General features: G+C 67.1%; 10 protein-coding genes and 11 tRNA genes. 16 read left to right on the top strand and 5 right to left on the bottom strand.

From position 1 onward, the window contains the following. Positions 1-46: 46 nt before the first annotated feature. Positions 47-370, bottom strand: a complete 324-nt coding sequence (locus ACIBGM_RS11045; RefSeq protein ID WP_396385244.1) for a hypothetical protein — start codon at positions 368-370, stop codon at positions 47-49. A gap of 476 nt (positions 371-846) precedes the next feature. On the opposite strand from ACIBGM_RS11045, the gene ACIBGM_RS11040 reads away from it, so the two are divergent. Further along, positions 847-1,434: a GNAT family N-acetyltransferase gene (locus tag ACIBGM_RS11040; RefSeq protein WP_396385243.1), complete on the top strand. Its 588-nt coding sequence runs from the start codon at positions 847-849 to the stop codon at positions 1,432-1,434. Between the two features lie 93 nt (positions 1,435-1,527). Here the strand turns inward: ACIBGM_RS11040 and ACIBGM_RS11035 are convergent, their stop codons facing one another. Both ACIBGM_RS11035 and ACIBGM_RS11030 read right to left on the bottom strand, forming a co-directional pair. Beyond that, positions 1,528-1,854 carry a hypothetical protein gene (locus tag ACIBGM_RS11035; protein ID WP_360518090.1) on the bottom strand — a complete coding sequence of 109 codons (327 nt, stop codon included), beginning with the start codon at positions 1,852-1,854 and terminating at the stop codon, positions 1,528-1,530. A 970-nt stretch (positions 1,855-2,824) separates the two neighbouring features. Continuing rightward, positions 2,825-2,921 (bottom strand) — tRNA-Thr (locus tag ACIBGM_RS11030). Positions 2,922-3,259: 338 nt separating this feature from the next. Between ACIBGM_RS11030 and ACIBGM_RS11025 the strand changes: the two genes are divergently transcribed. Together ACIBGM_RS11025 and ACIBGM_RS11020 are read left to right on the top strand one after the other, a co-directional pair. Next, on the top strand, positions 3,260-3,679 hold the full coding sequence (locus ACIBGM_RS11025) for an ATP-binding protein (RefSeq protein ID WP_360518093.1): 420 nt from the start codon (positions 3,260-3,262) through the stop codon (positions 3,677-3,679). Between the two features lie 1,075 nt (positions 3,680-4,754). Next, on the top strand, positions 4,755-6,206 hold the full coding sequence (locus ACIBGM_RS11020) for a SpaA isopeptide-forming pilin-related protein (RefSeq protein ID WP_360518096.1): 1,452 nt from the start codon (positions 4,755-4,757) through the stop codon (positions 6,204-6,206). Between the two features lie 869 nt (positions 6,207-7,075). On the opposite strand, the gene ACIBGM_RS11015 is transcribed toward ACIBGM_RS11020, so the two are convergent. Continuing rightward, positions 7,076-7,151, bottom strand: a tRNA-Thr gene (locus ACIBGM_RS11015). Between the two features lie 483 nt (positions 7,152-7,634). Here ACIBGM_RS11015 and ACIBGM_RS11010 point away from each other — a divergent pair. From ACIBGM_RS11010 to ACIBGM_RS10950, 13 genes are all read left to right on the top strand, one after another. After that, a tRNA-OTHER gene (locus ACIBGM_RS11010) sits at positions 7,635-7,703 on the top strand. Between the two features lie 173 nt (positions 7,704-7,876). Beyond that, a tRNA-Pro gene (locus tag ACIBGM_RS11005) sits at positions 7,877-7,952 on the top strand. A gap of 92 nt (positions 7,953-8,044) precedes the next feature. Continuing rightward, positions 8,045-8,118, top strand: a tRNA-Arg gene (locus tag ACIBGM_RS11000). Positions 8,119-8,120: 2 nt separating this feature from the next. Then, positions 8,121-8,197: transfer RNA gene (locus tag ACIBGM_RS10995), tRNA-His, on the top strand. 81 nt (positions 8,198-8,278) lie between these two features. Further along, positions 8,279-8,355, top strand: a tRNA-Leu gene (locus ACIBGM_RS10990). A 69-nt stretch (positions 8,356-8,424) separates the two neighbouring features. Then, positions 8,425-8,871 (top strand): HNH endonuclease, encoded by a 447-nt coding sequence (locus ACIBGM_RS10985; protein WP_360518155.1) that lies wholly within the window; start codon positions 8,425-8,427, stop codon positions 8,869-8,871. A gap of 33 nt (positions 8,872-8,904) precedes the next feature. Next, positions 8,905-8,977: transfer RNA gene (locus tag ACIBGM_RS10980), tRNA-Gln, on the top strand. Between the two features lie 31 nt (positions 8,978-9,008). Further along, positions 9,009-9,101 (top strand) — tRNA-Ser (locus tag ACIBGM_RS10975). A 28-nt stretch (positions 9,102-9,129) separates the two neighbouring features. Continuing rightward, on the top strand, positions 9,130-10,323 hold the full coding sequence (locus tag ACIBGM_RS10970; protein ID WP_396385393.1) for an RtcB family protein: 1,194 nt from the start codon (positions 9,130-9,132) through the stop codon (positions 10,321-10,323). Between the two features lie 42 nt (positions 10,324-10,365). Next, positions 10,366-10,454: transfer RNA gene (locus ACIBGM_RS10965), tRNA-Ser, on the top strand. A gap of 95 nt (positions 10,455-10,549) precedes the next feature. Beyond that, positions 10,550-11,377: an alpha/beta fold hydrolase gene (locus tag ACIBGM_RS10960; protein ID WP_396385242.1), complete on the top strand. Its 828-nt coding sequence runs from the start codon at positions 10,550-10,552 to the stop codon at positions 11,375-11,377. A gap of 11 nt (positions 11,378-11,388) precedes the next feature. Further along, positions 11,389-11,472 (top strand) — tRNA-Tyr (locus ACIBGM_RS10955). A 54-nt stretch (positions 11,473-11,526) separates the two neighbouring features. Continuing rightward, positions 11,527-11,715: a hypothetical protein gene (locus ACIBGM_RS10950; RefSeq protein ID WP_360518161.1), complete on the top strand. Its 189-nt coding sequence runs from the start codon at positions 11,527-11,529 to the stop codon at positions 11,713-11,715. 116 nt (positions 11,716-11,831) lie between these two features. Here the strand turns inward: ACIBGM_RS10950 and ACIBGM_RS10945 are convergent, their stop codons facing one another. Beyond that, positions 11,832-13,214, bottom strand: a complete 1,383-nt coding sequence (locus tag ACIBGM_RS10945; RefSeq protein WP_360518164.1) for an FAD-linked oxidase C-terminal domain-containing protein — start codon at positions 13,212-13,214, stop codon at positions 11,832-11,834. Positions 13,215-13,311: the final 97 nt, after the last annotated feature.

The following is a 13,311-nucleotide window of genomic DNA, read 5'->3' as shown; positions in this document are numbered from 1 at the left end:
CACGTGGAGGGCACGCCCGTGCAATCACCGCGCGGCCTGATCCGGTTTATCGCTGAGGGTGCGCTCGTCGCGCCGTCCCGCTGATCCGCCAGTCGAGCGAGACGCCCTCAGGTACGTGCTCCCATGCGCCCCAACCGTGATGGTCGCCCTGCCGCCGCATCACTGAAGCCTGGTTATTGTCCAGGATGTCCCACGCCGAGACCGGCTCGATTCGCACCGGTCGGCCATCGTTCTGAATCTGCTTCTTGTGCAAGCCCGCATCACGAAGATGCTGGTAGGCATCCTCGCGGCTCTCTGCCAGCACGGCGACCTCGGACATCCACCAGTCAGAGTCGATGTCCTCGACCTCGAAGATGAACACGTCTGCCATGGCGCTGAGTGTCGCACACGCAACCGGACCGAGCGCCACACTTGCCCAGTCCTCCTGATAGCTGCCAAACCCAGGCCAGCGCGGCGCGGGTCAAGAGTCGCCTTGCCGATTCGCAGGACGCGAAGCGCCCTTGATGCGTGTCGTTTGGGCCGTACGATCGAACGGCCGTGGAGACGGGGCTGACCGGCAGTCGGACGCCGGGACTCGGCTTGTGGCAGTTGGGATCGCGTGGACGGGAAGCGTCTTGCTGCTGGGCACCGGCGAGGACCGCGCGCCAGCGCCGCTCGCGGAGCTGTCGGCCTCGTCGGGTGGTGCGCGACGCTCGTCCGCTAGGTGATCAGTTACAGCCGAAAGCTTGGATCGGCAGATGAGTGTGTTCACCCGGACGGGCTCCGCGCCCGCGACGGCGCGTACGCCGTCCTGGCAGCGTGAGCTACCGGACGCAAAACGTCCGGAATCGGGGGTACGTTGCTTGCATGGCCGACTTCACGATCAAGGCGCTCACGCCGGAGACGTTCGACGACTTCGCCGCTCTTGTCGAGCGGAACAAGGGCATGTTCGCCAGCTGCTGGTGCACGCATTTCCATCCCGACTGCGAGGAGAGGCGCGAGACCGGCGAGGGGAACCGGGCCTTCAAGCAGCGTCTGGTGGCCGAAGGGATCGCGCACGCGGCGCTGGTCTACGACGGCGACCGGGCCGTCGCCTGGGCGGAGTACGGATCACCCGAGGAACTGCCCAACATCCAACACCGCAAGGAGTACGTCGCCACCGCCGAGCGACTGCCCGACTACCGGGTCACCTGCATCCTGGTCGAGCGCGGCTTCCGCGGTCAGGGCCTGGCGGCGATCGCCCTGCGCGGAGCCGTCGACCTGATCGCACAGGCCGGCGGCGGCCTGGTCGAGGGCTACCCGCACGACACCGGCGGGGTACGGAAGAAGAACTCGTCGTTCCTCTACAACGGCACCCGCACGATGTACGAGCGCGAGGGCTTCACCTACGACCGGCCTAAGGGCCTGGGCAACTGCGTGATGGTCCGCGACGTGGCCCTGAGCACGCGCGACTGAACCAGTCCACCGCTCCACGCGGAGACTTCAGTTGGCGGAGATGTGTCGCGGACCTGTTGGCGGATCACAGCCCGCGGAGCTGGTGTCGACCGACTAGTTGGCTCGGATCGCCTCGGTGAGTTCGTCGATGTGGGCGATCACGGCATCGGCTCCAGTGGCGGCGAGGTCGTCGGCCATGTGCTGGACGAGATCGGCCAGGCCGACTCGGTCGGCGTACGCGCGCACCGATGCCCCGGTGTTGTTGCTGACGATCGCGGGCTGTCGACCAGCGCTTCGGTGGTCACCGCTCGCAGGTGTCCTGCCGAGCGTTCCCCAGAGGCTGTCGAACCACTGGCGCGCCCGGTCGACGTACTGCGAACCGGTGGCGCGGTCGTCATCGCTGACGGAGTGGTGGGACTGGGACGGTGTCCTCGGGGGCATCGAAGGCGATCGAGGCGGTAACCGACGAACCCCCAGCCTCAGAGAGTGGTCTCTGACCTGGGGGTTTGGTGGAGCCGCCTGTCGGAATCGAACCGACGACCTTCTCATTACGAGTCCGGTCCGGTGAGCGTCCCCGCGCCGAGGACTCCCGATCCTGAGCGGCGATCATGCTCAGTGGCCGGGGGTCGTTGACGGCTGTTCAGGGACCTTCGGGGATCCTGAGGGTGGGCAGGTGCCCCGGGGTGACCCTGTGGGCCCTGGCTGACCCTTGCTAATCGCAAGCTAATTGCACACAGCCTGGATCGCCGTCGAGAGATTCAAGTTGCTGATCCACCGTCAACCCAGGTATGCCGCCCACCCGCCATGTCCGGTGCAGCCGGTCCCGATGTGAGACGGTGTGCTGCATGCACGAGCCGTCGACGGACCCGAGGTGGTTGAAAGAACCGGGGTTCATGGCGGCGGGCATGGTTCTCGGGATGACTGCCTGCTGGTTGACGGGGATTGTCCTGGTCCTGCACACATTCGTCACGCCTGCCGACACCGCCGTGGTGGAGTTTTATCTGCCGCTCGTGACGCCCGCTGTCGTCGGGACTGGTCTTTGCGCAATACGGCGCGTTCGGCTGTGGGCTGCGAGCTCTGTGGTCGGAGTAACCGTAGGTTGGTACCTAGGTCTCGTACTCGGTTCCCTTGTCGTTGTCTCCTGGAACGTGTAGGCGCGATGACTGCACCGGTCTCCACGCCTGTCCCGTCTCCCTGTCTGGCTGGGCTCAGGCGCTGACCCGAAGGTGGTGCAACGCAGCCTTGGTCACGCAACCGCGTCGACGACGATGGACCTCCATGGACACCTGATCGACCAGAACCTCTGGGATGCCGCCAGAAGGTCGCCGAGCACATCGGGGCCTCGAAGGAGACAGGGGTCCAAATTACAGAACCCCCAGCCTCAGACAGTGGTCTCTGACCTGGGGTTTGGTGGAGCCGCCTGTCGGAATCGAACCGACGACCTTCTCATTACGAGTAAGAACTTCGTCGTCGCGTCCGCTCTCTACCAGCGCTTCCAGCCACACGGCCGCACCCGGCAAGCGCGAGATTCCCCATGAGCATCCACAATTTCGTGCCACGAATGATGCCACACGTGTCGACCACCCTAGGGCTGCGGCGATCGACCACGTACGTCCGGCCTCAAGTCCGCTGTTAGTGGCTAGCCAGTTTGGAAGTGCGGCCGACCGCCTGCATGGACATGGTCTCGACGCCTGAAACGAATCCCCATAGCAGCCCGCCGGTGACCGCAGATGACCACCGGTCAAGGCACGTAGAGGGCACGACCATGTGTGGCTGCGGGTTGAGCGCACGTCAGCAGTCGGCTTGCCGATCCGTAGGACGCGGAGCGCTCTTGACGTGTGTCGTCGTGGCCGGACAATCGAGCGGCCAGCGGGACGGGGCCAGCCGGCGGTCCGATGTCGAACAGGTCCTCACCGCCGCGATCGGCCGCGCCACCGTCGATGGAGCGGTGGACAAGACCATCGTCAACTCCCGAGCCGAGCTCATCGTGATCGACGACCTCGGCATGGTGCCCGCCGGGCAAGCCGCCGGCGAGGCGTTCTACCGCGTCGTCGACGCCGCCTACGGACGCCGCAGCATCGCCGTCACATCCAACCTGCACCCGTCCGGATTCGACACCATCATGCCCAAGACGCTCGCCACCGCGACCGTCGACCGACTGCTCCGCCACGCCCACGTCGTGCTCACCGAGGGCACCTCACTGCGCCTGTCCGAGGCCACCGCCGGACGAGGAGTAATGCCCCTGAACCAACCCCCACCCAGGTGATCAGTTGTCTGCGGACAGGGAGATCGACTGTCCGCCCACAGGGAAGTCCCGATGTCCGTTGACATCACTGCGCGCAGCGGAGATGTTCCGCAAGGTCAACTGTTGTTAGGCAATTGTGATACGAGACTCACAGGGGTAGCTTTTGAGCACGGGTTCAGGTGCCGTGGATCCCACGCCGCGCGGCGGCGTTCCGGGGGGATGGTCTGTGGGGGAGGGATGCGCGATCCGCGGCGCCACGAAGGAGCCGCGCCGGGCCGGTCCAGGCCCGGTGAGCCGGTTCTCCTGAGGGGGAGACATGTACCCATCGCTTGGCTTCGGCGTGCGCGCTGCAGGCAGTCGACCGCGGCGAACGCTGACGGGCATTGACTGTGACGTCCTGATGTCCAGCCGAGTCGCTGCCGCTCCCGCGCACGTGCATAGGTCGATTCAGTCAGCGCCCTAGTTGCTTGATGTGTATGGGTGACTCGTTCTGTCGTGGGGGATGCAGTGGGGGAGTTCGAACATTTCAGCGAACGGTGGAGTAACCGCTCGCCCGCAGTCCTGCGCGCCGGACCGGGTCCGCCAAGGTCGCCGCCGACGCGCCTGCGGCATAGCCGGCTCGACCGGTTGTGTCTCGCTGTGCACAGGTCGACACGTGTGACAAGACGGTTCGCGGAGCGGCCGCCTCGACTCGGGGGATCGACGAATCGAAGGGGGAAGCATCAGCATGATTCGACAACGTAATAGCGGTGAGCACGCTCACCGTCGGGGGCTACGGCACAGGCGCGGAATCATCGGGCTGGCAGTCGTATCGCTGGCAACACTCGGTCTGGTAGCGACATCGTCGCCGGCGTTTGCGGGTCCCGTCTCGACTGCGGCGGGATTCGAGGGCGACGACGGCAACCTGGCGCCGGCGGCACCAATCAACTTCGATTGGAACAGTTTCGATCCGACTACCTGGCTAGGCACCGCACCGGGCCGAACGGCCGTCAAGACTGTTGCGGGTTGGGCGTTCACCGGCCTGGAGGACGCACAAGCCACAACCAGCGACTCCGCGTTCGCCGGCGGGACGAAGCAGGACGACAACTGTGCAACTGTGGGTGGTGCCAAGGCGCCGAACAAGGACGACCTCAAACGGGTCTACGTGACCAGCAACACCGTGGGTGGCGATGTATTCCTCGGCCTGTCCTGGGTGCGCATCCCACAGAACACCACCTCCCCGTCGGCCCACATCGGCTTCGAGTTCAACCAGGGCAGCACCCCGTGTCCGGCCGGCTCGGACGGCCTTGTGCAACGTACCGCCGGCGACATGCTGATCGTGTACGACTTCGAGGGCGGCACCACCGACATCCCGAGAATCACGCTGCGCCGTTGGGTGACGTCCGGATCCTGCGAGGTCAGCACCAACAGCCCGCCGTGCTGGGGAACGGCCGCCGACCTGACCGCGAGCGGCTTCGCCGAGGCCAAGGTCAACACGACAGGCTCGGTGTTGGATGCCAACACGCCGCCGCCGCCGCCGGCGACGACATCGGTAGATTCGACCCTTGGGACCAACGAGTTCGGTGAGGCGATCATCAACCTGACCGACGCCGGTGTGTTCCAGCCGGGCGTCTGCCTCGGATTCGGCAAGACCTTCGCCGTCAGCCGGTCGTCCGGCAACTCCGCTCAGGCGCAGATGAAGGATCTGGTCGGGCCTGGGGATATCAACATCACCAACTGTGGCTCGGTAATCATCCGCAAGGTGACCGTCCCGAGTCCGGATCCCACCGACACGACCTTCGCCTACACGACGACCGGCGGCCTGGACCCGGCGACCTTCGACCTGAAGAATGGCGAGGCCCAGGATTACGGCAATGAGGTCCAAACGGGGAGCTACAGCGTCACCGAGACGGACCCGGGTCCGAACTTCGTGCTGACCGATATCGACTGCTCGGCTTCGGACGTTTCCCATGGCTCGACCGTCACTGAGAACGAGGGCACCCGGACGGCCAGCTTCAACCTCAATCCGTTGGACACGATCGACTGCACCTACACCAACACGTTGCAGGTCGGGGCTCTACAGATCCTGAAGAACAGCACCAAGGGTGGACCGGTGACCCAGGCAGGTGCCGTGTTCTCGTATGACGGCTCCAGCGTCACGGACAACGGTGCTGGGGACGAGGATCCCACCGTCGGCGAGGTGTGTGTCTCCGGGCTTCTCCAGGGTGACTACCAAGTCACCGAGACATCGGCGCCGCCCGGCTACGGCCTCCCCACGGACCCCGGCCCCGAGACCGTCACCGTGGTCGCAGGGACCAACTGCACCGACAGCCCGCCAACGGGGTCTGCAGTGGTGACGTTCACCGATCCGCCGCTCGCGGACATCCAGGTGAACTTCCGCGACGGTGGCTCTGGGGAGACCAGCGCGACGTCGATCGTCTGCACCAACACGGGGACGACTGCGGACACGACGCCGGCAACCGGTTGGGACGACTCGGTGACCCACGAGGGCATCCGGATCGACCCGTCGCCGCGTACCGTCGTCTGCACGATCGTGATCGACCCGTGATCGACCGTTGATCGGCGGTTAGGCCAGTCGGCCGCAACCAACGAAACAGCAACAGCACAGAGCCCAAGGCCCACGCCTTGGGCTCTGTGTATGCACTCATGGAGAATCGTGCGTCGACTGTCTGCTGGTCGGCACGTACGCCGTCACCGAGACGGTGCCGGCGAACCGCGCGGCCGATGGCGACACCACGAGTAACGTGGAGGTGAACAACAAGGCCGACTGCGACGACTCGCCGTACGTAGGTGAGACGGTTGCCCTCGGCAGCACGCCGCAGGTCGCGGTCCCCTGTCTTGGTGGAGCCGTGCAAAGGAATCAGATCCGGCCCCTGTCGGGCACGGGGGTTCGTCTTCCGGGCTGTCCGGCCAGCCGCCCTCCGTTGCGACGGTTTGGTCGCGCCGGTGCCGCCTGCGGTATCCGGCGGCCGAGCTGGTCGTCGGCATGGTCCCGCAGCCCGGCCGGCACCCGTCACCAGTCCTCGCGAGTGCAGCAGAGAAGGCGGCGATCGCCTGCGTAGCGGGCACGTCTGCCGACGTCCGAATCGGTTCGCCACCGTTCTCGTCAGCCTCCGTGCGAGCATTGCAACCGGGACGCCGGGCACGCGTACTACAACCCTCTTCTGGTCCGGGCCGGGCGGGACGGTCTTGCGTAGGTACCTGACGGTGTTCCTCACCGGATCTATCCCCGCGTAGACACGCACCCTGATGGACCCCCGACGGCAGCGGTTCATCGCGGCCGGGCTGGCGCTTCTTGCCATTACCCTTCGCCATGCCGCGGACATGGTCAGCAGCTTCGCGCCACGAACCACGCCACGCGGCTTGGAACGAAGAAACCCCCGGGCGAGGAAACTGGCCTCTGACCTGGGAGTTTGGTGGAGCCGCCTGTCGGAATCGAACCGACGACCTTCTCATTACGAGTGAGACGCTCTGCCGACTGAGCTAAGGCGGCGGGTGCCGAGGCAAGAGTGTAGCGGGAGGGTTGGGGAGATTCCGAATCGGATAGGGCTGGAGGGGCGCGGTGGTCGGAGGGTCACGGGTTGTAGTGGGCGGCGCGGGGTGGAACCACGGCGGGTGAGGGGCGCGCGGAGGGGTGGGAAATGGGGCGGGAAGAAATGGGATGGGAAATGCGTTGACTTTGTTGGTGGGTTTGGGTGAGACTAATGGCCGCAAGGGACTACGAGACTTCGAGGAGATCGCTGTGACCGGGAAGTGGAACGCGATGCAGGCGTGGCGGGGAGCCATTGCCTTGCCGGCGCGCCCGCAACCGGTGCGCGATAGCCGATCCGTCTGTGAAGACGCCTTTTATCACCAGCTTGGCAGCGAGCTGATCCCGAGTACGGGCGGCCCACCTGTGTGATCTCCAGCGGGAGATCGTCCCAGGGAGCCGTCTGAGCCGGGTGTCCGGCGTCAGGCGGCTCTTTTCTTTTACCTCGTCGGTGAGCAATGGTTGCCGGCCGGATTCCAAACCCGCGCCGCGAGGGTTCGACTCCTTCCACCGATGCTTTTGTGCGGTATTCACGAATACCGACCCGAACAATTGACAACTGGACATTCATCGCATTTTCCGCCGGGCGGCCGAAGCCCGGTGGACCTTCCCTGCGGCGCCGCCCGTGCGCCGGGGAGGACGCCCGGGCGTGTCCCGGGCACCGTCCCCGGGGCAACCCGGGGGCGTCACCAGCTGTGGGCCAGTGGCTAGGCCGCCTCATTTGGGTTGAGGACGACGGGGGTTCGAGTCCCTCCAGCTGGACCAGGCGCCCGCAGGATGCTCAGCTACCGGCCGAGCGGGCGCCACGAACGTGCCCTGCGCCGGAAATCCGCACCACATCCGGCGCAGGGCACCGGACGCCCGTGGCTCAACGGGAGAGAGCACCGGTCTACGAAGCCGGGGAGTGCAGGTTCGAGTCCTGCCGGGCGTGCTGTGTCCGAAGCAGAAGCGGTCGATGCGCCGGGACGTGACCCCGGAGGAAGCGGGTTCGAGCCCCGCCGGACACCCCAGTACGACGACCAACCACACGACCAAGCCACACGACCAACCACACGGCCGGCCGAAAGCAGACCCGCCGTACCGACAGACCTGCGGCCCTCGCCCAACTGGTAGAGGCGCCTGGCTCAGACCCAGGAGGTTCGGGGTTCGAATCCCCGGGGCCGTACCACACGACCACACCGAGATCAGCCGACCTGGCGACGCGCTGTCGGGCACACTGGAAGGGAGGAGGGACCACATGAGCGGTGTGATCGTTCTCAACGCCTCGTACGAGCAACTGCACGTCGTGTCGATTCCGCACGCCATCCGGATGCTCGTCCGGGAGGTCGCCGTCGTCGAGGAAGCGCACGACGGCGCCAGCATCGGACCGTTCCCGCTCCCCCGCGTGCTGCGGCTGGTGCGGTACGTCGTGACCAAGTGGCGCTACGCCTCCGGACGCCTGCAGTACACGCGGGCCGGCGTGCTCAAGCGCGACAAGCACACCTGTGCGTACTGCGGTCAGCCCGGCGCGACCACGATGGACCACGTGGTGCCGCGATCACGCGGTGGACGTGGCGAGTGGCTGAACGCCGTCGCCGCGCACGCGTCCTGCAACGAGAAGAAGGGCTCACGCACGCCCGAGGAGGCCGGCATGCCACTGCTGTGGCAGCCGTGGATCCCCTCGCGTGCGGAGATAGCGCTCTGACGCGGCACCACCAGGTGTCGCGCCGGAGGGCGATGCCAGGTGGGCGACGGTGACCCACCCTCGGTTCTGACCCGAGGTCCCGCAGGTTCGAGCCCTGCCCTGGCAGCGGTACGCCGATCACCCGGCGCACATGACCTGGTGAGATAAGCCGAGTGTCAGGCCTAGCGGCAGCCGTCTCGAAAACGGCAGGTCCTTCAACGGACGTCTGGGTTCGAATCCCAGTCTCACCGCATGCTGACGATTGAGGAGAGTGGGGAGATGGACGTGGAGTTTCCGGTTGAGCTCAGTGGGGCGAAGAGCTCCACGCTCATGTGGGCGCAGGAGCATGAGGTCGGCGCGCAGGCGCTGCAGCAGCTGCGGAACATCGCGGCGCTGCCGTGGGTGCACGGCGTTCGGGTGATGCCGGACGTGCACCTCGGCAAGGGTGCGACGGTCGGCTCGGTGATCGCGATGTACCAGGCCGTGTCGCCGGCCGCGGTCGGGGTCGACATCGGGTGCGGGATGGAAGGTGTGCTCACCTCGCTGACGGCCGCGGACCTGCCGGACGACCTGTCGGCGATTCGATCCCGCATCGAGGCCACCGTACCGGTCGGGTTCCGGGCGCACGAGGACCCGGTGAGTGTGCGCAAGCTCGGGCTGGACCGGGGCTGGGACCGCTTCTGGGGTTCGTTCTCGAGCCTGCACGACGGGGTGCAGGACCGGGAGAAGAAGGCGCACCAGCAGATGGGGTCGCTGGGTGGCGGCAACCACTTCATCGAGGTCTGCCTCGACGACGAGGACCGCGTCTGGCTGATGCTGCACTCCGGCAGCCGGAACATCGGCAAGGAGCTCGCCGAGCGGCACATGCGGATCGCCCGCACGCTGCCGCACAACGCCGACCTTCCGGACCGTGACCTGGCGGTGTTCCTGTCCGGCACGCCGGAGATGGACGCCTACCGCCGGGACCTGACCTGGGCGCAGGAGTACGCGTCCCGGAACCGCGCGGTCATGCTGGCGCTGGTGATGCAGGCGGTCCGGGACTCGTTCCCGTACGACGTCCGGTTCGAGCAGCCGATCTCGTGCCACCACAACTACGTGGCCGAGGAGCACCTCGACGGACTCGACCTGCTGGTCACCCGCAAGGGCGCGATCCGGGCGGGTCGCGGCGACCTCGGGCTGATCCCGGGGTCGATGGGGACCGGGTCGTACGTCGTTCGCGGCCTCGGCTCGGAGCGGTCGTTCTACTCGGCCTCGCACGGGGCAGGCCGGCGGATGAGCCGCAACGAGGCGAAGCGCCGGTACACGGTCGACGACCTGATCGCCCAGACCACGGGCGTGGAGTCCCGCAAGGACGCCGGCGTGATCGACGAGATCCCGGCGGCGTACAAGGACATCGAGTCGGTCATCGCGGCTCAGTCCGACCTGGTCGAGGTCGTCGCCCACCTCAAGCAGGTCATCTGCGTGAAGGGCTGATCGGGGTCCTGCCGTGGTCAGGGGACACGGCAGGACCCTGCTGGTGAGGTCCGCCTGCAGGCAGGGGCAGCGGTTTGCTAAACCGTCGGCCGGGTGCGCCCGGTCCGCGAGTTCGAATCTCGCCCTCACCGCGCAGCTACGCAGTTGTTCGCAGCACCGCCGTCCTGGAGTTGCGTAGTTCTTTGGAAGCGGCCGCCCGGCGCCCGGACCTAGCCTGACGAACGTGATGCCAGAACGCGCACGGCTGCTGCGTGATCTGCCGGTTGGTGAACGGCGGATCGACGTCAGCGGCGTGTCCACGGTCATCCTGGAGGGCGGCGACGGACCGCCGCTGGTGTTGCTGCACGGCGGCATCGAGTGTGGAGGGATCTACTGGGCGCCGGTGCTGGCTCGCCTTGCCGAAGAGCATCGGGTCATCGTTCCCGACGTACCAGGGCTTGGGGAGTCCGATCCGGTCGACCGATTGGATGAAGGGGCGTTCGGCCGCTGGATGATCGATCTACTGCGGCTGACCTGCGACGAGCCGCCGGTCCTGATCGCGCACTCGTTGCTCGGGACGATGGCTGCCCGGTTCGCGGCGAAGCATGGTGAGTCGCTGCGCCGGTTGGTGATCTACGCGGCTCCCGGGGTCGGCCGGTATCGGATGCCGATCGGGCTTCGGGTGACGGCGATCAGGTTCGCGGTGCGGCCGACCGAGGACAACATGGTGCGGTTCGAGCGGTGGGCGTTCGCGGACCTCGATCGGGTACGGCGGGATGCGCCGGACTGGATGGACGCGTTCACCACATACACCCGCAGCCGTGCCGTCGTACCGCACGTCAAGCGGACGATGCGGCAGCTGATCCGTCCTTGCACCAAGCAGGTCCATGACCCGATCGCCGTACCGACGTCGCTGCTGTGGGGTGCGAAGGATCGGTTCGTGCCGCTGGAGCTTGCCATCGAGGCGAGTGGGCGGCTCGGCTGGCAGTTGCGCGTGATCGATGACGCCGGGCACGTCCCGCACATCGAGCGGCCCGATGCGTTTCTCGCGGAGCTCGCACGGACGCGAAGCTGACCAACCTCCCGGTAGGAGCGCCACCGTGGGAGAGGTGGGGCGGGCTGTAAACCCGTTGCCCTAGGGCTGAGCAGGTTCGAATCCTGTCTCCTGCACGAGGCAAAGATGCCTTCAGCAACAACTGAGATGACGAGAGAGGAGGACCGGCCATGGCCGACCTCAGGAAGCGTGTTCCGGGTGGTAGGACCGGTGCTCCGGTCAAACAGGGTCACGCGATGCGCCGGGTGCGGCTCGCCTGCGGGCACGTCCAGCGCGACCGGATCGCCCACCGCGGCGATCACGTGTGGTGCGAAGCCGACTGCTCCGACTGGATGCGCGTCGTCTCGGTCGACGAGTGACCACCCGCCGGGTACGCCGTCGGCGTGCCCGGACGACCCCTTGGTGACGGATGCACGCCCGGCTCTCCGAAGGCCGGGTCCCTGGTTCGACTCCAGGCAGGGGGACTCCGAAAACCTCAGAAGCGTTCCAGGACCTTGCCCGGGTTGAGGAGGTTGGCGGGGTCGAAGGCCTGCTTGATGCGGCGTTGCAGGTCGAGGCCGGCCGGGCCGAGCTCCTGCTCGAGCCAGCGGGTCTTCAACGTGCCGATGCCGTGCTCGCCGGTGATCGTGCCGCCCAGCGCCAGCCCGAGCTCCATCACCGCGCCGAACGCCTCCAGGGCCCGCGCCTCGGCGGCCGGGTCGTCGCGGTCGAAGATCACGGTCGGATGCATGTTCCCGTCACCCACATGCCCAGGGCAACAGATCAGTACGTCGTACTTCGTGCCGATCTCCGCGATCCCGCGCAGCAACGCGACCAGCTTCGACCGCGGTACGGCGACATCGTCGACCAACGTGACACCCAACGGCTCCAGCGCCGGGTTCACCAGCCGCCGGGCCTCGAGCAGCATCCGGGACTCCTCGGCGTCGGAGGCCTCCGCGACCTCGATCGCACCGTGCTCGGAACAGATCGCGGCGATCCGGGCGACGTCCTCGGCCGCCCGCGGACCGCGGTCCGACTGGGCGATCAGCAGCGACCCGACGTCGGCCGGCAGCCCCATGTCCCGGTAGTCCTGGATCGCCCGGGCCGTCGGCCCGTCCAGGAACTCCAGCAGCGACGGCCGGAGCCCGGACGCCATCACCGCGGCAGCAGCGGCGATCCCGTCCTCGATGGACAGGAACGTCGCCGCCGCGGTCAACGCGGCCTCGGGTGCAGGACGCAGCGCCAGCGTCGCCTCCGTGACGACACCGAGCGTCCCCTCGGATCCCACGATCAACCGGGTCAGGTCGTACCCCGCGACGCCCTTCGCCGACCGGCGGCCGGTGCGGACGACCTCGCCCGACGCCAGCACCACCTCCAGTCCACGCACGAAGTCCGACGTCACGCCGTACTTCACACAGCACAGCCCGCCGGCGTTGGTGGCGATGTTGCCACCCACCGTGGACATTTCCCACGACGACGGATCCGGCGGGTAGAACAGCCCCTGCTCGAGAACCGCGCGCGACAACTCGGCGTTCACCACACCGGGCTGTACGACGGCGACCTGGTCCTCCACCGAGACCTCGAGCACCTGGTTGAGCCTCGAGGTCGAGAGCAGCAGGCACCCGTCGATGGCGTTCGCCGCCCCGGACAGTCCGGTCCGCGCCCCCTGCGTGACCACCGGCACCCCGAACTCACCAGCGGCCTTCAGCACCTCCGACACCTCGGCGGTCGACGACGGCCGCACCAGCACCCGCGGTACGCCGGCCGTGCAGAAGGTCGCGTGATCGTTGCGATGAGCGTCCAGTACGTCGGGATCGTCCAGCACACCCTTGTCGCCCAGCACCGACCGCAGCCGGGCGACAAACGGATCGGAGGTCATGGGGCCTCCCGGCCTGGACTGAGGAGTGGAGGGAGCGAAGCGACCGGAGGGACGAGGGAAGGCCGGGAGCCAAGGCCCCATGACCACGCCGGCGCCG

Origin of the sequence: Kribbella sp. NPDC050470 (assembly GCF_044458365.1) — a bacterium.
Lineage (GTDB): Bacteria > Actinomycetota > Actinomycetes > Propionibacteriales > Kribbellaceae > Kribbella.
The sequence above is the reverse complement of the archived record's forward strand: the minus strand, read 5'-3'. Positions and strand labels throughout refer to the sequence as shown.

Excerpts from the sequence above, each read along its gene's own strand:
- ACIBGM_RS11045 (WP_396385244.1), bottom strand. The coding sequence starts at position 370 with ATGGCAGACGTGTTCATCTTCGAGGTCGAGGACATCGACTCTGACTGG.
- ACIBGM_RS11040 (WP_396385243.1), top strand. The coding sequence starts at position 847 with ATGGCCGACTTCACGATCAAGGCGCTCACGCCGGAGACGTTCGACGAC.
- ACIBGM_RS11035 (WP_360518090.1), bottom strand. The coding sequence starts at position 1,854 with ATGCCCCCGAGGACACCGTCCCAGTCCCACCACTCCGTCAGCGATGAC.
- ACIBGM_RS10985 (WP_360518155.1), top strand. The coding sequence starts at position 8,425 with ATGAGCGGTGTGATCGTTCTCAACGCCTCGTACGAGCAACTGCACGTC.
- ACIBGM_RS10970 (WP_396385393.1), top strand. The coding sequence starts at position 9,130 with ATGGACGTGGAGTTTCCGGTTGAGCTCAGTGGGGCGAAGAGCTCCACG.
- ACIBGM_RS10960 (WP_396385242.1), top strand. The coding sequence starts at position 10,550 with ATGCCAGAACGCGCACGGCTGCTGCGTGATCTGCCGGTTGGTGAACGG.
- ACIBGM_RS10950 (WP_360518161.1), top strand. The coding sequence starts at position 11,527 with ATGGCCGACCTCAGGAAGCGTGTTCCGGGTGGTAGGACCGGTGCTCCG.
- ACIBGM_RS10945 (WP_360518164.1), bottom strand. The coding sequence starts at position 13,214 with ATGACCTCCGATCCGTTTGTCGCCCGGCTGCGGTCGGTGCTGGGCGAC.